14 protein-coding genes are annotated in these 19531 nt (G+C 66.6%); 5 read left to right on the top strand and 9 right to left on the bottom strand.

The genetic code is table 11. From position 1 onward, the window contains the following. Complete coding sequence (locus Q0877_RS02450; protein WP_299165506.1) at window positions 1-813, bottom strand: purine-nucleoside phosphorylase; 813 nt, start codon at window positions 811-813, stop codon at window positions 1-3. A 160-nt stretch (window positions 814-973) separates the two neighbouring features. On the opposite strand from Q0877_RS02450, the gene Q0877_RS02445 reads away from it, so the two are divergent. Next, a complete protein-coding gene (locus Q0877_RS02445; protein ID WP_299165505.1) occupies window positions 974-2371 on the top strand; it encodes an NAD(P)H-quinone dehydrogenase in 1398 nt (465 codons plus the stop codon). 72 nt (window positions 2372-2443) lie between these two features. Here the strand turns inward: Q0877_RS02445 and Q0877_RS02440 are convergent, their stop codons facing one another. From Q0877_RS02440 to Q0877_RS02425, 4 genes are all read right to left on the bottom strand, one after another. Further along, window positions 2444-3385 (bottom strand): hypothetical protein, encoded by a 942-nt coding sequence (locus Q0877_RS02440; protein WP_299165504.1) that lies wholly within the window; start codon window positions 3383-3385, stop codon window positions 2444-2446. 78 nt (window positions 3386-3463) lie between these two features. Next, window positions 3464-5173: an FAD-dependent oxidoreductase gene (locus Q0877_RS02435; RefSeq protein ID WP_299165503.1), complete on the bottom strand. Its 1710-nt coding sequence runs from the start codon at window positions 5171-5173 to the stop codon at window positions 3464-3466. After that, window positions 5170-7386, bottom strand: a complete 2217-nt coding sequence (locus tag Q0877_RS02430; protein ID WP_299165502.1) for a molybdopterin oxidoreductase family protein — start codon at window positions 7384-7386, stop codon at window positions 5170-5172. The genes Q0877_RS02435 and Q0877_RS02430 overlap by 4 nt, the downstream gene beginning before the upstream one ends. Before the next feature lies 1 nt (window position 7387). Further along, complete coding sequence (locus tag Q0877_RS02425; RefSeq protein WP_299165500.1) at window positions 7388-8773, bottom strand: MFS transporter; 1386 nt, start codon at window positions 8771-8773, stop codon at window positions 7388-7390. Window positions 8774-9031: 258 nt separating this feature from the next. Here Q0877_RS02425 and Q0877_RS02420 point away from each other — a divergent pair, with 258 nt between their 5' ends. From Q0877_RS02420 to Q0877_RS02405, 4 genes are all read left to right on the top strand, one after another. Then, the gene (locus Q0877_RS02420; RefSeq protein ID WP_299165499.1) at window positions 9032-10435 is read left to right on the top strand and encodes an MFS transporter; all 1404 of its coding nucleotides are present in this window, start codon (window positions 9032-9034) and stop codon (window positions 10433-10435) included. A gap of 160 nt (window positions 10436-10595) precedes the next feature. After that, the gene (locus tag Q0877_RS02415; protein WP_299165497.1) at window positions 10596-11948 is read left to right on the top strand and encodes a serine/threonine-protein kinase; all 1353 of its coding nucleotides are present in this window, start codon (window positions 10596-10598) and stop codon (window positions 11946-11948) included. Beyond that, a complete protein-coding gene (locus Q0877_RS02410; RefSeq protein WP_299165496.1) occupies window positions 11945-12580 on the top strand; it encodes a hypothetical protein in 636 nt (211 codons plus the stop codon). Before Q0877_RS02415 ends, Q0877_RS02410 begins: the two co-directional genes overlap by 4 nt. A 60-nt stretch (window positions 12581-12640) precedes the next feature. Then, the gene (locus Q0877_RS02405; protein WP_299165495.1) at window positions 12641-13663 is read left to right on the top strand and encodes a squalene cyclase; all 1023 of its coding nucleotides are present in this window, start codon (window positions 12641-12643) and stop codon (window positions 13661-13663) included. On the opposite strand, the gene Q0877_RS02400 is transcribed toward Q0877_RS02405, so the two are convergent. From Q0877_RS02400 to Q0877_RS02385, 4 genes are all read right to left on the bottom strand, one after another. Then, window positions 13660-15462 carry a biotin carboxylase N-terminal domain-containing protein gene (locus Q0877_RS02400; RefSeq protein WP_299165494.1) on the bottom strand — a complete coding sequence of 601 codons (1803 nt, stop codon included), beginning with the start codon at window positions 15460-15462 and terminating at the stop codon, window positions 13660-13662. The two genes, Q0877_RS02405 and Q0877_RS02400, sit on opposite strands and share 4 nt — an antisense overlap. Window positions 15463-15584: 122 nt before the next feature. Then, entirely contained in the window at window positions 15585-16205 is a 621-nt protein-coding gene (locus Q0877_RS02395) for a nucleoside triphosphate pyrophosphatase (RefSeq protein WP_299165492.1), read from the bottom strand. Window positions 16206-16318: 113 nt separating this feature from the next. Further along, complete coding sequence (locus tag Q0877_RS02390) at window positions 16319-17710, bottom strand: dicarboxylate/amino acid:cation symporter (RefSeq protein ID WP_299165490.1); 1392 nt, start codon at window positions 17708-17710, stop codon at window positions 16319-16321. 180 nt (window positions 17711-17890) lie between these two features. Next, window positions 17891-19513, bottom strand: a complete 1623-nt coding sequence (locus Q0877_RS02385; protein ID WP_299165583.1) for a DUF885 domain-containing protein — start codon at window positions 19511-19513, stop codon at window positions 17891-17893. Window positions 19514-19531 lie beyond the last annotated feature (18 nt).

Genomic DNA, 19531 nt, shown 5'->3' with positions numbered 1-19531 from the left:
TCAGAGCCTGCCGATAATGTCGGCGAGGAGCCGCGAGATGCGGGGCCCGGCCGCCTGTCCGGCTTCCAGGACCTCGGCGTGGCTGAGCGGGATGGCGCTGATGCCGGCGGCCAGGTTGGTGACCAGGGACATGCCGAAGACCTCCATGCCTGCGTGGCGGGCTGCGATGGCTTCGAGTGCGGTGGACATGCCGACGAGGTCGGCGCCGATCCGCTTGGCGTACTGGACCTCGGCGGGGGTCTCGTAGTGCGGGCCGGTGAATTGCGCGTAGACGCCCTCATCGAGGGACGGGTCGACTTCGCGGGCGAGGTCCCGCAGGCGCTTGGAGTAGAGGTCGGTGAGGTCCACGAACGTGGCGCCCTCGAGCGGGGAGGCGGCCGTGAGGTTGAGGTGGTCGCTGATGAGCACCGGCGTGCCCGGGGTCCACTGTTCCTGCAGCCCGCCGCAGCCGTTGGTGAGGACGAGCGTCTTGGCGCCCGTGGCGGCGGCGGTGCGGACCCCGTGGACAACCGCGCGGACGCCGCGGCCCTCGTAATAGTGGGTGCGCGCGCCGAGCACGAGCGCGCGCTTGCCGGCCGGGGTGACGATGGAGCGGATGGTGCCGACGTGGCCTTCAACCGCGGGGGCGGCGAAGCCCGGGATGTCCGTCGCCTGCAGGGTGTGCGTGGTCTCGCCGATCAGCTCGGCAGCCTCACCCCAGCCGGAGCCGAGCACCAGGGCAATGTCGTGGGACGCCACCGACGTCTGCTGTGCGATGTAGTCCGCAGCGTCGCGGGCAAGGGCAAACGGGTCCGTTGAGGATTGGTCAATCACCGGTCCAACCTACCGCCAGTGGACGTGTTGTTCCACTTGTCCGGGGCGTCGGCGCGGGAATCCGGGAGGCTGCGTGGCGTCGTCGGGCTGTGTGCGCTCAGCCGTTGCGGCGCCGTCGGGACGTTTGAGGGCTGGTATCCGATAGGACAGAATGGCAGGTGTGACGAGTCAACTGGATTTCAGCGCCCTCCGTATCGCGATTCTCGGGGGAGGTCCGGGCGGCTATGAGGCGGCCATGGTCGCTGCTTCGCTGGGAGCGACGGTCACTATTGTGGAGCGGAACGGGCTTGGTGGCTCGGCGGTTCTCACCGACGTCGTTCCGTCAAAAACCCTCATCGCGACGGCGGACACGATGGCGCGCGTCGCGAATGCCCATAACCTCGGCGTGAAGTTCGCGGACCCCACCGCCGCCTACGCCGACTTCACCCAGGTGAACCAGCGTCTGCTGGATCTTGCGGTGGACCAGTCGAAGGACATTTCCGCGGCGCTGGAGCGTGCCGGCGTCACGATCATCATCGGCTCCGGGAAGCTGCTGGACAACCACCGGCTCGAAGTCGAAACGGATGCCGGAACCAGCATCATCGAGGCGGACGCCATTCTGCTGGCCGTCGGCGCGCACCCGCGTGAGCTTCCCACCGCCGTCCCGGACGGGGAGCGGATCTTCAACTGGAAGCAGGTCTACAACCTCACCGAGGTGCCCGAACACCTCATCGTCATCGGCTCGGGTGTCACCGGTGCGGAATTCGCCTCGGCGTACCACGGCCTCGGTGCGGACGTGACCCTGATTTCCAGCCGCGACCGCGTGCTGCCAGGCGAGGACGCCGACGCCGCCGAGGTCCTTGAGAACGTGTTCCGCTCGCGGGGCATGAACGTGGTGTCGAAGTCCCGGGCAGAGGGAGTGGAGCGGCGTGGGGACGGCGTCCGGGTGACGCTGTCCGACGGGCGCACGATCGATGGCAGCCACTGCCTCGTTGCTGTTGGTGCCATTCCGAACACGTCGGGCATCGGGCTGGAGGAGGCTGGCGTTGCGCTGAGCGAATCCGGGCACATCAAGGTGGACGGCGTTTCCCGGACCACCGCGCCGAATGTGTATGCGTCGGGGGACTGCACCGGCGTCCTGGCGCTCGCCTCGGTGGCCGCGATGCAGGGCCGGATCGCGATGGCGCACCTGATGGGGGACACCGTGACGCCGCTCAAGCTCAAGCAGGTTGCCTCGAATATCTTCACCGCACCCGAGATCGCGTCGGTGGGTGTTTCGGAAGCCGACGTCGAATCCGGCAAGTACCAGGGCGACGTCTTCAAGCTCTCGCTCAGCACCAACGCCCGGGCCAAAATGATGAACGTCAAGGACGGGTTCGTGAAGATCATCGCGCGGAAGGGCTCCGGTACGGTGATCGGCGGCGTTGTGGTTGCTCCGCGCGCGTCCGAGCTGATCTTCCCGCTGGCGCTCGCCGTCACCAAGAAGCTGCACGTCGACGACGTCGCCAACACCTTCACCGTGTACCCGTCGCTCACGGGGTCCATTTCCGAGGCCGCGCGGCGGCTGCACCTTCACTAGCCCCTTTCCCTTTGTGTTGATTTGGCAGGACACGCCCCGTATGAGGAGTCATTCGGGGCGTGTCCTGCCAAATCAACGGCGGTTTGGGCGCCACCCCTTGGCGACCAGCTCCGACCGCACCTTCGCCACGGCCGCTTTGGCCTCGTTCGACATGTGGCGGTTGGAAACGCGCACCTCGCTCCAGTCGATCGCGATCGTCTGTTCCGCCCGACTGATGTCCCGGTCCACTTGGTCCTGCTCGGAGTGGCCACCGCCGTCGTATTGGATGCTTATCCGAAACTCGGGGTACGAAAGATCGGGCTGGTGCCACTCAATTCCGTTCTCGTCGACAATTGGAATGTTCACAGCTGGCTCAGGCAGGCCCGCGTACACCAAAGCGAGGCGAAGTCGCGTTTCAGGAGGTGAATCCGCCCCAACCCGAGCCAGATCAAGGGCTTCACGAGCCTTTCGAACACCACGCTTGCGGGGGTGTCGGTCGATCACGCGCTGCAGATCGTTCTTCGTGCAGTACGGTTCGGATCGCCCTTCGAACTCTTTTCGGGGATACCGAATTAGCTGGTCCGCGATCACCACAAGCTCGTCGACGCTGAGCCTTTCGGCAAGATCGAGCCACGTGCGTGCGCGGGTGGTGAGTCTGACGCCGTCGTACTCAGTTACCTCCTCCGCCGGCAACAGCGTCGAATGCCCCCGGACATTGGTGCGACGCGGCGTTGGGCCTCCTGCCGGCCGCGAAATGTGAAAAACCTCCTGATCGCCTTCGCAGCTGTAGTGGAAAAAGCCCCAGATAAAGCCGGCCGTCTGGTGGGAAGCGAAGGACTGCTCGGTGATAGAGGTGTAAGCGCGAAGCAACTCCGTCGTGGAAGGTTGCCGTTCGGCGCAGACCCGGATCCCCTGACTGGAGGACGTAAATCGCCCGTTGTAGATGCGTTTTCGGCTGATGCCAGCGGAATCGGAGTCCGCAACCGTGAACGGCGCAGATTCGAACGGGTCGGGCAGGGGCAACGGCGTACGCATGGCCCGATTATGCTGGCAGAGCGTATTTCCGCTCTGGCGTTATCCACAACCCCTCGTTGAGTTGGCAGGACACACCCCTTATGAGTCTCCATAAGGGGTGTGTCCTGCCAACTCAACGGGGTGCTGGAAGTGCTGCTCGATGATGGTGCGGATGTCATTGTGGCAACCGCCACAGCCGGTACCCGCACGGGTCGACGCCGACACCTCGGCCACACTCGAACAGCCGACGACGGCGGCCTGCTCGATGCTGCCCCGGCTCACCCCCGCGCACCGGCAGACGATGGTCGAAGGGTCCGAAGCCGACGACGACAGTGACGCCTCCGCCTCCGCTCCGTCCAGCCGCAGCAGGCTCGACCGGTCGGACGGCAGCACCGCGCCGCTCTCGAAAAGCAGCACTAACTCAGCCCCGGCCCGCGGCATTCCGACACACACCAGCCCCTGCAGCACCCCATGCCGCGTGATCATCTTCGCGTAGCTACCCTGCTGCGGGTCGGCCCAGAGCGCGACGGCGGTGCCATCCTCATGCGCGGCCCACGGGTCTGCTGCAGCGTCACCAGCCACCACAGCGTCCAGCCCACGCGCCTTCAGCATGAGCACCGGCGGCAGGGCGGCCTCGACGTAGCGGTGCGAGTCCGCGGAGGCGGGGCTCGGGGCAGCCGTAGCCTTCACGTAGGGGTTGGCACTTTCGGTGCCTGCACATGTGACGGTCGCCGGCGTCTCGAGCCCGTCTCCCGCGCGCGCCCCGGAAGCCAACTCCGCGATGAACGACTCGGCCAACCACTCGGCCTGCTTCCACCCCGGCCCGATCAGCCCTGACGGCGCAGTGTTGCCCGAGCAGTCTTCACATGAAGGGGAAACACAGCGGACTTCGGCGCAGTCGCCGATGGCGTAAATGTGCTCGTCGTGATGCGCTTGCAGCGAGTGTCCCACGAGGATGCCCGACGCGACCGGCAACCCCGCACCCTCAGCCAGTTCAAGCCGCGGCCGCACGCCGCAGGACAGCACCAGCAGGTCGCCGGACACCAGCGGGCCGTCGTCGAGACGCAGGGCAGTGAAAGCACCACCACCAGAATGCTCGAGACCAACGGCCTTCGCCCCCGAAACCAGCCGCACTCCCTGCGAACGGAGAACGGAGGCGAGTACCCGCCCACCGCCGTCGTCAATGTTCCGGGCAAGCGGGTAGTCGCCATGGTGGACCACCGTCACCCGAGCGCCCTCCTCAGCCGCCGCGAGGGCCGCTTCAAGTCCGAGGATTCCGCCGCCGAGAATCACCACGTCGCCCCGGCGCTCGACGACGGTGCGAAGCACGCGTGCGTCGGCCAGATCGCGCAGTGCGGTGACGCCAGAGGGCCAGGCGGGGTGCAGCGGGTCCGGATTCAGCCCGGCGAGGTAGGGAATGACGGGCCGTGCGCCGGTCGCCAGGACCAGGCGGTCATAGGGGAGGGCAGTGCCGTCGTCGAGCAGAACCTGCTGCCGTGCCCGGTCGATCCGCCGCACGCCGATGCCAAGCAGCACGTCGGCGCCCAGCGAAACGAGACGCGCCGGGTCACTCAGGCCGATCGCCGATGGCGAGGTCCGCCCCACCCCGACATCGGCCACCAGCACACGGTTGTACGCAGCGTCGGTCTCGGCCCCCACGACGGTCAGCTGCACCGCACCCGAGGCCAGGGAAGGCTCGAGAACATCGATGAACCGCGCCGCCACCGGCCCGAACCCGACCACCACAACGCGCAGCGGAGCCACAGCACGCTCGGTAAACACATCACGCCCGGCAGACACAGAACTCATACCCCAACCACCTCACTCCGAGCAGGCCGGCGCACGCGCACCGATACCCGCGTGGTCTTGAACTCGGGCATCCCCGACACAGGATCCGTCTCCGACGACGTCAGCACATTCGCGCTACCCGCCCCTGCGAAGTGGAAGGACAGGAACACCGTGTCGGGCCGCACCGCCGTCGACAGCCCCGCAACAGTAAGCACCGTTCCCCGCTCATTGCTCACCTCAACCCCCGCACCGTCCATAATTCCGAGGCCCGCAGCGGTCACGGGATGGATCTGCAGCACCTGTTCGCTGCTGGTCGCCAGGAGGCCGTCCACCCGCCGGGTCTGCGTGCCCGACTGGTAGTGCTCCAGCAACCGCCCGGTCGCCAGCGTGAGCATGCCGTCTGAGGCTGCAACTGAAGCGGAGACGGATGACGACGGCGGCGCTACCGGATGCAGCACGGCCCGCCCGTCCGCATGGGCGAACCTGTCGAGGAACAGTCGCGGAGTGCCGCCGGAACCGGCCGGATACGGCCAGTAGGCGGCAGCACCGCCGTCGGGAAATTCGCCGTCGAGCACCTCGCCGGCGAGCACCTCGCCGGCGAGCAGCTCCTTGTCGAGCATTGCGTAGTCCACCCCGGAGTAGTCCGCGAGGCCGCCGGCGCTCGCCGCCCGCAGCTCGGTGAACACCGCCTCCGGGTCGTCAGGGAACGACGACGGCGCCTCCAGCAGCTCAGCCAACCGGGCCATAATCCACAGTTCGCTGCGCGCGCCCGGTGGAGGGGCCACCGCTGCACGACGGCGCAGGATGCGCCCCTCGAGGTTGGTCATGGTGCCTTCCTCCTCCGCCCACTGCAGCACCGGCAACACCAGGTCCGCCTCGGCCGCGGTTTCGGAGAGGAAAAAGTCGCACACCACCAGGAAGTCCAGGCTGCGCAACCCGGCAAGCACCGACGACGCATTCGGCGCCGACACAGCCACGTTGGCCCCGTGCACAAACAGGCAGCGCACCCCTCCCGGCTGACCGAGGGAAGCCAGGAGTTCGACGGCGGGCAGCCCGGGACCGGGAATCGACGACTCCGGCACGCCCCAGACTCCGGCGACGTGTTTCCGGGCGGCGGGGTCGGTGATCTTGCGGTACCCGGGAAGCTGGTCCGCCTTTTGCCCGTGTTCGCGTCCGCCCTGTCCGTTGCCCTGGCCCGTCAGCGTGCCGTACCCGCTGCCGGTTGTTCCGGGCAAACCGAGGAGGAGCGCGAGGTTGATGGCGGCCGTCGCGGTGTCGGTGCCGTTGGCGTGCTGTTCGACGCCGCGTCCGGTCAGGATGTACGTTCCGCCGGGTTCAGCCAGCCGATGTGCCGTCTCCCGGATGAGGTTGGCCGGAACGCCCGTCACGGCGGCAACGCGTTCGGGCCACCACGTGTTCACGCTGCGGGCAATGGCGTCGTACCCGCTGGTCCGCTCGCGCACGTACGACTCCGAAACCAGGCCGTCCATGATCACCACGTGCGTGATCCCAAGCAGCAGGGCCAGGTCCGTTTTCGGCGAAGGCTGCAGGTGGCGGCCGCGGCCCTCGGACGTGAGTGCAGCTGTGGCGGACCTTCGCGGATCGACGACGATGAGGCCGCCGGCATCCCGGGCGCCCTGCAGATGCTGCACGAACGGCGGCATGGTGTCCGCAGTGTTGGAGCCGAGCATCAGGATGGTCCGCGCGGACCCGAGATCCGCCAGCGGGAAGGGCAAGCCCCGGTCCAGCCCGAACGCCCGGTTCCCCGCCGCAGCCGCCGAGGACATGCAGAACCGTCCGTTGTAGTCGATCCGCGACGTGCCAAGGGCCAGGCGGGCGAACTTCCCCAGCAGGTAGGCCTTCTCGTTGGTGAGCCCACCGCCGCCGAACACACCGACCGCATCGGCACCGTACCGCTCACGGGTGGACAGGACGCGGTCACGGATGAGCCGCAGCGCACGGTCCCACGAGATGGGGCGGTGTTCGCCGTCGTCGTTCTTCAGCAGGGGTTCGAGAACCCGGTCCGGGTGCTTCAGCAATTCAGCAGAGGTCCAGCCCTTGCGACAGAGGCCGCCCTTGTTGGTGGGGAAGTCGCGGCCGCGTACCTCGACTGAGTGCGAACCCGAAGCCGAACCGGCGCCGGACACAGTCAACGTCATGGCGCACTGGAGCGCGCAGTAGGGGCAATGCGTGGCTGTGACGCCTGCGGAACTGGAAAGACGAGAATTACACACGCTAGACGCGCCCCACCGACGAAGGGCTCCGGCGCAGGTAGAAGAACCAGGTCACCGCGAGCATCAGCACGTAGGCCGTGACGAAGCCGTAGAACGCGGCGTCGTACGTCCCGGTCGCGCCCTTGGACGCGTTCAGCACCTGCGGAATCACGAAGCCGCCGTAGGCTCCGATCGCGGAGATGAGCCCCAGCGCGGCGGCGGCTTTGCGGCCGGTGCTCATGGCGCCCTCGGAACGGCCGCGGAGGGCGAAGATCACCGGGATCATGCGGTAGGTGGAGCCGTTGCCCGCGCCCGCCGCGCCGAAGAGCACCAGGAACAGGCCGAGGAACAGCCAGAAGTTGCCCAGCGGGAGCGTCCAGACCACGGTGAGGGCAACCAGCGCCATCACGGCAAAGGCGCTCATGGTGATGCGTGCGCCGCCCCACCGGTCGGCAAGCCGTCCGCCGTACGGCCGGGCGAGCGAACCGACCAGCGGGCCGAGGAACGCCAGCGACAGCGCGGCCGGCCCCAGCGCAAAGGTGGAGAACTCCGGAAAGGAATCGAGGATCAGCTTCGGAAAGACGCCGGAGAAACCGATGAATGACCCGAACGTCCCGATATACAGGAACGCCATAACCCACAGGTGCGGCTCGCGGAGGGCGGCGATGGAGCCGGCCAAGTCGGACTTCGCGCTGGACAGATTGTCCATGTACTTCCACGCGCCGAACGCGGCAACGAGGATCAGCGGCACCCAGATCCAGCCGGCCAGCGGCAGGTTCAGTGTCGCGGCTGCACCGGCTGCAATCACCAGCGGAACAACCAACTGCGCGACGGCGGCGCCAAGGTTCCCGCCGGCAGCGTTCAGTCCCAGCGCCCAGCCCTTCTCACGGACCGGATAGAAGAAGGTGATGTTCGCCATCGAGCTGGCGAAGTTGCCGCCGCCGAATCCCGCAAGCGCCGCGATGCCGAGGAGCACCCCGAAAGGTGTGTCCGGATTACTCACTGCGATCGCAAGGCCAACCGACGGGATCAGCAGCAGGAGCGCCGAGATGATCGTCCAGTTGCGGCCGCCGAATCGCGGCACCATGAACGTGTAGGGGATGCGCAGGGTTGCCCCGACGAGACTCGGCATCGAGATGAGCCAGAAGATCTGCGCCGTGGAGAAGTTGAAGCCTGCGGCGGGCAGGTAGACGACCACGATGGACCAGAGCTGCCACACCACGAAGCCGAGGAACTCACACGCGATGGACCACTGCAGGTTGCGGCGGGCGATCGCCTTGCCGCCGGAATCCCATTGCTGAGGGTCCTCGGGGTTCCAGTTGTCGATCCAGCGCCCCGGACGGTGTGCAAGCGCTCCGGCGGCCGTCGTCGTCGAAATATCCCTGGAAACTGCGCGGTCAACGCTCATGCCGAACCTTTCATTCGAGGGGCAGTAAAGCCACACTAGGAAAGGCGCGTTTCGACTCGGGTCGCCGCGTGTAAACGGGATGTGACATCCGGCTATCCGCCGGAGCCCGAGCCAGTGAACCGGGACAGTCACCTCCCAGGGGGTGTCCACTATGTGGACCGGTTATCTCACCCTTCGGTTCCGGTGTTGAGATTGATAGGCACTAAATACTCCGGCTTTCGTTTTCCCCGACGGCCGTCTTCGAGAAAGCAAGAATCCATGTCATCGTCCTCATCGACCGTGGAGCCGGCGGCAACAAAGCCGTTGAACTCTCGTGGTCGCGTTATCTTCGCCAGCCTTATCGGCACCACCATCGAGTTCTACGACTTCTACATCTACGCCACGGCGTCGGTGCTGGTGTTCCCGGCTCTCTTCTTCCCGAACTCGAGCCCGGCAACGGCGCTGCTCCAGTCATTCGCCGTCTTCGGTGTGGCTTTCGTGGCCCGTCCCCTCGGGTCAATCGTTTTCGGCCACTTCGGCGACCGGATCGGGCGCAAGGGAACGCTCGTTGCGTCCCTGCTGACAATGGGTATCGCGACGTTCCTCATCGGCGTACTGCCCACCGCACAGGTACCCGGCTGGACCATCCTTGCCCCGGCAATCCTCGTCCTGCTGCGCTTCCTGCAGGGCCTGGCCCTCGGCGGTGAGTGGAGCGGCGCTGCTCTCCTCGCAACCGAGAACGCACCCAAGGGCAAGCGCGCCATCTACGGCACGTTCCCGCAGCTCGGGGCTCCCATCGGCTTCATCCTGGCCAACCTGCTGTTCGTTGTGCTGAACGCAACCCTCTCGCCCGAAGCCTTCATGGACTGGGGCTGGCGCGTTCCATTCATCGCCAGCGCCGTGCTGGTCATCGTGGGCCTGTACGTCCGCCTGAAGCTCATCGAGAGCCACTCCTTCCAGCAGGTGCTCGACAAGGGCAAGGTCGTCAAGCTTCCGCTGGCAGCAGTGTTCACCAAGCAGTGGCGCCCGCTGCTGCTCGGAACGTTCATCATGTTCGCCACTTACGTGCTGTTCTACCTGATGACCTCCTTCACGCTCACTTTCGGAACCGCTCCTGCCAACGTCGAGACGGCCGCAGCAGCAGCCGAAGCGGCGGGCCGGCCGTTCAACCCCGACGCATTCGTTCCCGGTCTCGGGATTGAGCGCGGCGACTTCCTCTGGATGCTCATCATCGGCGTCGTCTTCTTCGGAATCTTCACCATCGTGTCCGGTCCGCTGGCGGAGAAGTTCGGCCGTCGTCGTATGCTGCTGGCCGTGACGGTCGGAATTGCGCTCTTCGGCCTGACCTGGGTACCGCTCTTCGGCGGCGGCACCGTGGGTGCCATGGCGCTGCTGATCCTAGGCTTCACCCTCATGGGGCTGACGTTCGGACCCATGGCGGCGATCCTGCCCGAACTGTTCCCCGCCAACGTCCGCTACACCGGGTCCGCAGTGGCCTACAACCTGTCCAGCGTGATCGGGGCGGCGCCGGCGTCGTTCGTGGCGATTGCCTTGTGGCAGGCGGCAGACGGCAGCACGTTCCTCGTGGGCCTCTACCTGAGCGCCGCCGCGGTGCTGACGTTCATCGCCCTGTGGCTCTCGCGGGAAACGCGGGACCACGACTACGAGAACAACATCGCCTAGCAACAGCGAAGCGCCCAAGCAGAAGGCTTCCGTTTAGTTCCTCAATGGCTGGACGGGAGCCTTTTGCGTTGCCCCCGAAGTGAAAACTTCCCAAGCTTTCCGCAGGTACTTTCAGCCAGAATGGTCACCAGGCTTACCTTTACTGGCGGAAGCGGATCGAATGAAGCAGGAATCGCTTGCGAGCGGACGGTACGTCCTCCACGGCATAGTCGGTGCCGGCGGCATGGCGGACATCTATCGCGCGCGCGACACCCGCCTGCACCGCGACGTGGCTGTGAAGATGTTCCGCCCGGGTTCCGCCGAGGGCGTGGCACGGGGTTCCGCCGCAGCGGCTAAGCTCGCCGCCCTCCACCATCCGGGCCTGGTGCGGATCCTGGACATGGACGCCGAAGCTTCCCGGCTTGAGCCCTCCTACCTCGTCATGGAATACATCGACGGGCCGGACCTCGGTGCAGTGCTGCGGAACGGCCCCCTTTCAGCCGAGACAACGACGACGGCGGCCTGGGACATCGCCCGCACCCTCGAATACATTCACCGCCAGGGCCTTGTGCACCGCGACATCAAGCCCTCAAACGTGCTCACCCGCTCCAGTGAAGCGGCAGACGGCTCATTCAGCTTCCTCCTCACGGACTTCGGCATCGCCCGCTTCTTCGAGGGCAGCCGGCTCACCGCGACGGGCAGCCTCATCGGTACCGCAACGTACTTCAGTCCCGAACAGGCGCGCGGAGACCGGGTGGGAACGCCGACGGACATCTACGCTCTGGGATTGGTGCTGATCGAGTGCCTCACCGGTGAACCCGCCTACCCGGGCACCGGCCTGGAGAGTGTCCTCGCCAGGCTGAGCCGCCCACCCCTGATCCCGGAGTCTGTCGGCCCCGACTGGCACCAGCTGCTCACCGGTATGACCCTTGATGATCCGCTCCAGCGGCCCAGTGCCGCCGACGTCGTCCGCAGCGTCGAATCGCTGCCCCCAACCGTTACCGAACCTCCGGCCATCTCACCCGCCGGGACAGAGCAAACGACGACGACGGCGGCACCTCCCGGGGGTGCTGTCGCCGCCCCTTCGCTGGACTTGTCAGGAGCGCCTGCCGCGACACCGCTGGGATCCGCGTCAGCTCCCGCCGGGACAGAGCAAACGACGATGACGGCGGCACCTCCCGGGGGCGCTGTCGCCGCTTCGCCGCCGCCACCCGCGCAAACGCGCGCCGCCGCGCAGCCATCCGGGCAGTTCACGCTCGACCCGACCGACTTCCTCGAGATCGAGGCCGCCTCCCACCCGGCGCCGCCCCGCCGCCGGGCGGCTGGAAAGGCCGTGACCGGAAAGACCGTGGCCGGAAAGGTGGCGCTGCGCGCCCGTGCCCTGGCCGCCGTCGTCGTGCTGGTGGGGTTGACGTTCGCCGTTCTGATTCTGGTTTTCGATGCCAACGCAGGGCCGGGGCCGACTCCGCTGCCCGCCGTACCGGGGAGCACGGGCGCCATGCTGGACAGCCTGTATGAGAGCGTGCTGCCGTGATCCTGCGCGCTGGTTTCAGCGCCCTGATCGTCACCGCGGTGCTGACGTTCAGCGGGTGCTCGGCGCCTCCGATCGCAACTGAGGTGTCCACAGAGCTGCAGTCTGAGGTGCACGAGATCGCCGTCCTCACCGCCCGGGGAGACACTTCTGACGCCGTCGAGGCAGCCCACGCGCTCTCTACACGAGTGCGCACAGCGCAGGCGGAAGGCAAGATCAGCGGGGAGCGGGCGGTGATAATCCTGCAGCGGGTTGAGCAGCTCATTGACCGGCTGACGAGGTCGGGGGCTGCTCCTGCGCCGGCAGACCAGCCGCAGCCCCTCGCCGGGCCGGCGGCTCCGGCGGCTCCGGTAGCATCGCCGTCGGCGGAACCTGGGCCGGCAATAACCGACGGGCCTGAACCGACAGTTACCGACGCGCCCGAGCCGCCGGCAGAACCTCCTCAACCACCTGAGCCGGCCGGTCCCGCCCCGGTAGCGGAAAATGGCGGCGACAGCTCCGGAAGCAACTCCGGCAGCGGCTCCGGTGAGCCCGTCCCGGATACGGTGGTCGTCGATGCGGCGGATGAGGACGACGACGATGACGACAGCGGCAGGGGCCGGGGCAGGGGCCGCGGTCGGGGCGGGGGAGATTGATGCAGCGACGGAAGCAACCAGCCGATGACGCCCGGCGCACAGCGGAGTAGCCTGTCGGGCATGCAGGTGGACAAGGCATTGCTGGCCTGGCTGCTCGATACCGATCCGGCGCTTCGCTGGCAGGTTCAGCGTGATCTCGCCGGGGCGCCGGACACAGCGTGGCAGGCTACCCGCTCCAGTGTCGCAGCCGAGGGATACGGCGCCCGGCTGCTCGCCCTCCAGGATCCCGACGGCCAGTGGGAGGGCGGCGCGTACTTCCCGGCGGACTTCGACTTCGAGGGCCCCGAGGCCGCTCCCGACGCAGGGCAACCGTACACGGCAACAACGTGGTCGTTGAACTCCCTGCGGGACTGGGGCGTGGACGCGCAGGTGCTTGCCGGAACCGCTGACCTGCTGGCTAAGAACAGCCGCTGGGAGTACGACAACCTGCCCTACTGGGACGGCGAGGTCGACTGCTGCATCAATGCGTTCACGCTGGCCAATGGTGCCTGGCTCGGTGCCGACGTCTCCCGGCTTGCGGGCTGGTTTCCGGACCACCAGCAGGACGACGGCGGCTGGAACTGCGAGTGGGTGGACGGCTCGAAGCGGTCGTCATTCCACTCGACGCTCAACGTCCTGAAGGGCCTGCTCTACTACGAGACCGTTGCCGGCAGCTCAGCTGAGCTGCGCGAGGCCAGACACACAGGCGAGGAGTACCTGCTCGAACGCCGCCTGCTCACCCGGCTCTCCACCGGCGGCCCGGTCGCTGCCTGGGCCACCCGCTTCGCCTACCCGTTCCGCTGGTTCTACAGTGCCCTCAACGCGGTGGACTACTTCCGGGCGGCCACCCTGCACGGCGGCGGCGCACCGGATCCGCGCCTGGCCGACGCCATCAAGGTCATCCGCGCTGCCCGCCGTCCGGACGGTACGTGGCTGCAGGAGCGCCGCCACCCCGGGCGCGTCTGGTTCGAGGTCGATGTACCGGCAGGGGAGCCCTCGCCGTGGCTTACGTTTCACGCCACCCGGGCGCTCGACTGGTGGGATGGGTCTGCACAGACGGCAGCAGCTGAGTCCGCGCCGCTGGGAACTCCGCAGCCTGGTTAGCTGATCGCTGCGATGACCGCGCCGGCCGACACCGTGTCTCCAGGAGCCGCCGTCAACCCGGAAAGCACGCCGGACTTGTGGGCCGTCAGCGGTTGCTCCATCTTCATGGCTTCGAGCACCACAATGAGGTCGCCTTCGGCGACCACGTCGCCGTCCTGGACAGCGACCTTCACGATGGTGCCCTGCATCGGCGAGGTCAGGTCGTCTCCGCTGGCAGCAGAAGCAGCACCGGCACGCGAGCGGGCCTTTTTCGGCTTCCCGGGCGCTTTGCTAGCAGATTTGCCGTTGGCGACGCCAAGCGAAGCCGGAAGCACAACCTCAAGCCGTTTGCCGCCTACTTCGACGGTCACGCGCTGGCGGCTGTCGGCGTCGTCGGCTGGCGTCGCAAGATCACCGCCGTCAGGAGTCCACGGCGCAATCGTGTTGGCGAACTCCGTCTCGATCCAGCGGGTATGCACCGAAAAGCTTCCGGATTCGGGTGCAAACGCAGGGTCATGAACGACGGCGGCGTGGAACGGCAGAACGGTGGGCATGCCGTCGATCTGCATTTCCGCCAGCGCGCGCCGGGCACGTTGCAGAGCCTGGGTGCGGGTGGCGCCGGTGACGATGAGCTTGGCGAGCATCGAGTCGAAGTTGCCGCCGATCGTTTCGCCGGCCTCGATGCCGGAATCCACGCGGATGCCGGGACCGGTGGGCAGCTTCAGGGCCTGAACTGTCCCGGGCGCGGGCATGAAGCCCCGTCCGGCGTCCTCGCCGTTGATGCGGAATTCGAACGAGTGGCCGCGGATTTCGGGGTCCGTGTAGCCGAGTTCCTCGCCCCGGGCCAGACGGAACTGTTCGCGCACGAGGTCCAGCCCGGTGACCTCCTCGGACACCGGGTGCTCAACCTGCAGGCGGGTGTTCACCTCGAGGAAGGAAATGGTGCCGTCCTGGCCGACCAGGAATTCGCAGGTCCCCGCGCCCTGGTAGCCGGCTTCCTTCAGGATGGCCTTCGATGCCTCATACAGCCGCGTGTTCTGGTCCTCGGAGAGGAACGGGGCGGGGGCTTCCTCCACCAGTTTCTGGTTGCGGCGCTGAAGGGAGCAGTCGCGGGTGGAGACAACGACGACGTTTCCGAACGCGTCGGCGAGGCACTGCGTCTCGACGTGGCGGGGCGCGTCCAGGAAGCGTTCAACGAAGCACTCGCCGCGGCCGAATGCGGCGGTTGCTTCACGCACCGCCGATTCGTAGGCCTCGGGGATCTCATCGCGGTTGCGTACAACCTTGATGCCGCGTCCACCGCCGCCATACGCGGCCTTGATGGCCAGCGGGAGGCCGAACTCGTCGGCGAAGTCGAGGACTTCCTGCGTCGATTCGACGGGGTCCTTGGTGCCGGGGACGAGTGGGGCGCCTACCTTCTCGGCAATGTGGCGGGCCTGTACCTTGTCACCGAGCTGGGCGATCGCTGAAGGGGAGGGGCCGATCCAGGTGAGTCCGGCGTCGAGCACTTTTTGCGCGAACTGGGAGTTCTCGGAAAGAAAACCATAGCCCGGGTGAATGGCATCCGCGCCGCTGCGGGCTGCAGCGTCCAGGATCTTGTCCATGACGAGGTAGGACTCCGCGGCGGTGTTGCCGCCGAGCGCGAAGGCCTCATCGGCCAGGCGCACGTGCAGCGCGTCCCGGTCCGGCTCGGCGTAGACGGCGACCGACGCGATGCCCTCATCACGGGCAGCCCGGATCACACGAACTGCGATCTCGCCGCGGTTGGCGATCAGGACTTTGGTGACGGGGTTGGCAGCTGCGGACATCGACTCGCTCATGGGTTATATGGCTCCTTTTGGTCTGTTGGGAGCCTAGCGCGGTTTTGTTGCTACTGCCCATAAACCATGCCGATTCCCCGTGTTGGGGAGAAATTATTTGTAGGGAAGCTACAAACCGGCCGTTACTGCCACAGCTCGGTGATCTTGACTCCGGCTGCCAGGAGCAGTTCGCGCAGTGTGGAAATGCTGAGCCCGACGACGGCGTGCGGGTCGCCGTCGACCTTGCGGATGAAGGCCCCGCCCCGCCCGTCGATGGTGAATGAGCCGGCGCAGTGCAGCGGCTCGCCGGTGGCGATGTAAGCGTCGATTTCCTCATTGGCCAGCGACATGAAGTGGACCTCGGCGGAGGCGACCGCACCGGAGGCGGATCCGAGACCGGTGCCGTTGCGCGTGTCCACGAGCCAGTGTCCGGTGTGGAGGGTGCCAGAGGAACCGGACATGCGCCTGATGCGCTGCCGCGCGACGTCGGCCTCGTAGGGTTTCCCGTGCGCCTCGCCCTCGAATTCGAAGACCGAGTCGCAGCCGATGACCAGGGCGCCGCTCGCCTCCGGCAGCGCGGCAACGGACTCCGCCTTCGCCCGGGCCAGCAGGAGGGCAGTGTCATAGGGGCTCGGGGTGCCGCGGGCGGCAGTAACGGCGTCCTCGTCGACGTCGGAAACCGTAACGGTGTGCGCGATGCCCGCCTCGGTGAGGAGCTTGGTGCGCGCGGGTGATGCGGAAGCGAGGATCAGCCGGAGGGTCATGCGGACCAGCCTAGTATTCCCGGCGCTCCTTAAACACCGTGAGTTGGCAGGACACACCCCGAATGACGTGCTTTTCGGGGCGTGTCCTGCCAACTCAACGGGAGGGTGGGAGGCTAGGCCTTCGACTCGGCGAGCTCAGGTGCTGCATCCGCCGTCGGGGTGTCATCAACGAACGGATCTCCCGTGCGCTTGGCGTTGTAGAGGTCCGTGTCGAGGAGCTTTTCCCGCTTGGCGACGATCGTCGGCACGAGCGCCTGGCCGGCCACGTTCACAGCGGTGCGGCCCATGTCCAGGATGGGGTCGACGGCGAGCAGCAGACCGACGCCGGCAAGCGGCAGTCCCAGCGTGGAGAGCGTCAGGGTAAGCATGACGACGGCGCCCGTGGTGCCCGCGGTCGCTGCGGACCCCAGCACGGAAACCAGGGCGATCAGTACGTACTGCCCGAAGTCCAGCTGGATGCCGAAGAACTGGGCCACGAAGATCGCTGCGATAGCTGGGTAGATGGCGGCGCAGCCATCCATTTTGGTGGTCGCGCCGAGCGGCACGGCGAAGGACGCGTAGCTGCGCGGAACGCCGAGGTTACGCTCGGTCACCCGCTGGGTCAGCGGAAGGGTGCCGATGGACGAGCGGGATACGAAGGCCAACTGGATCGCGGGCCACGCGCCGGAGAAGTACTGCTTCACAGACAGACCGTTGGCGCGGATCAGTACGGGATAGACGGCGAACAGCACCAGCGCAAGGCCCACATAGATGGCGAGCGTGAACTTGCCCAGCGAACCAATGGTGTCCCAGCCGTAGACAGCAACTGCCTTGCCGATCAGGCCGACGGTGCCGATCGGCGCGATCCGGATGATCCACCACAGCACCTTCTGGATGACGGCGAGAGCGGAGGCATTGAGGGCGAGGAACGGTTCGGCGGGCTTGCCCACTTTCAGGGCGGCGATGCCGATTGCGACGGCAACCACCAGGACCTGCAGCACGTTGAAGCTGAGGCCGGTGGTGACGGCACCGGCGTCGTCCACGCTGGACGAGGCCTGCAGGCCAAGGAAGTTTGCGGGGATGAGTCCGGTCAGGAACGCCCACCAGTCACCGGTCCGGCCGGTGTACTCGCTCGGAGGCGCAGCGTTGGTGTTTGCGCCGGGCTGGAAGATCGTTCCGAGGCCGATGCCGATCACCACTGAAATCAGTGCGGTAATGGCGAACCAGAGCAGCGTCTGTCCAGCCAGGCGTGCGGCGTTGTGGACTGCACGGAGGTTGGCGATCGAGCTCACCACAGCGGTGAAGATCAGGGGTACGACGGCGGCCTTCAGAAGCGCGACGTAGCTGGAACCGATGGTCGCGAGGGTTGTGCCGAGAGCCGTGGGCGTCTCGTCAGTGTGGCCGGAGTACTTGGCCACCAGACCGAGTGCCAGGCCGACGATGAGGGCAGCGATGATTTGCGGTCCGAAGGAGGTCGCCCAGCGGGGCAGCCTGCGGGACGCCGGAGCGGAAGTTTCTGAAGTCACCCGAGAACAGTAGGTTCGTTCCCCTAACAAACAAACTGGTTATTGCGAAATGTTTCATCCTGAACCAAATGAGTTGGCAGGACACACCCCGAATGATTCTCCATTCGGGGCGTGTCCTGCCAAATCAACGCGGGGGACTGCGGGTGACTAGCGGGGAACAGCGGGGGACCAGCGAGGGGACTAGCTGAGCAGCGCCCTGCGCAGTGTGTCCAGTCCCACAGAGCCAAGGTTCAGGGCGCGGGTGTGGAAATCGCGCAGGTTGAAGGATTCGCCTTCGCGCTGCTTGACCTCGTCGCGGATCTGCTCCCAGAGACGCTGGCCGATCTTGTAAGCAGGCGCCTGTCCCGGCCAGCCGAGGTAGCGGTTGAACTCGAAGTTCAGCTGGCCCTCGCTGATGGCGATGTTCTTCTTCAGGAACTCGTAGCCCTTGTCGGGGGTCCAGGTTCCGGAGCCCCACCGTTCGGGTATCTCGAGCTCGAGGTGGACGCCGATGTCGAAGACCACACGGGCCGCACGCATCCGCTGCGCATCGAGCATGCCGAGCCGGTCTCCCGGGTCACTCAGGTAGCCGAGATCTTCCATGAGACGCTCCGCGTAGAGTGCCCAGCCCTCACCATGGCCGGAAACCCAGACGGCGTTGCGGCGCCAGGAGTTGAGGAGCCCCCGCTGGAAGGTGGCCGTGGCGATCTGCAGGTGGTGGCCCGGAACACCCTCGTGGTAAACGGTGGTGGTTTCCTTCCACGTGGTGAAGGAGTCTTCACCCTCGGGAACCGACCACCACATGCGGCCCGGCCGGGCGAAGTCGTCGCTGGGACCGGTGTAGTAGATGCCGCCTTCCTTGGTGGGGGCGATCATGCACTCGATCTCGCGCATGATGTCAGGAATATCGAAGTGGACTCCGGCGAGCTCGTTGACCGCGCGGTCCGAGAGCCCCTGCATCCAGGCCTGCAGTGCGTCGGTTCCCTGCAGTTGGCGATCGGGCGACTCATCGAGGATGCGCATTGCCTCCTCGATCGATGCGCCCTCCTTGATCTCGTTGGCGACCGACTCCTGCTCGGCAATGAGGCGGTCGAGTTCCTCAACGCCCCACTGGTAGGTCTCCTCGAGATCCACCGTGGCGCCCAGGAACTGCCGCGACATCAGCGAGTAACGCTCACGTCCCACCGCGTCCTTCTCGGGAGCCTCCGGCAGGAGCTCTTCCTCAAGGAAGGTGCTGAGTTGGCGGTAGGCGTTGCGGGCCGCTTCGCAGCCGGCAGCGAGTTCAGTGCGCACGGAGTCCGGAAGGCCGCCGTCGTCGTCAATGGTGGCGCCGCTGACGTACTCATCGAAGTAGCCGCCGTCGGCAGCGTAGGCAGTGGTCTGCTCGATGACGATGCGCACCTGGCGGGCCGCGGGCAGGATGCCCCGGTTCTTCCCCTCACGGAGCGAGGTGATGTAGCCGCCGACGGCGTCCGGCACATTACAGAGCCGCCCGGCAATATGGTGCCACTGCTCAGCGGTGTCGGTGGGCATGAGGTCGAAGACCATGCGGATACCCTGGGCCGGGCAGGCCAGGTTGTTCAGGTCCGCGAGGTTCAACCCGGTCTCGTGGATTTCCAGTTCCAGCCCGAGGCGTTCGCGCATCGCATCGAGAGTGACGGCGTCGACGTCGTCACTCGGCTCCAGGTCGTCCAGCCGGCCGAGGGTTTCCCTCGTGGCTTCAGCGAAGGCCTCCAACCCGGCGGGGGAGTAGTCGCGGTACTCGGTTTCGTGTCCCGGCAGGCCCAGTTGGGTGGCGAAGGACGGATCGAGCTGGAGCAGCATCTCCGTATAGGCCTCGGC

This window comes from uncultured Arthrobacter sp., from assembly GCF_947495145.1.
GTDB lineage: Bacteria > Actinomycetota > Actinomycetes > Actinomycetales > Micrococcaceae > Arthrobacter_D.
The sequence above is the reverse complement of the archived record's forward strand: the minus strand, read 5'-3'. Positions and strand labels throughout refer to the sequence as shown.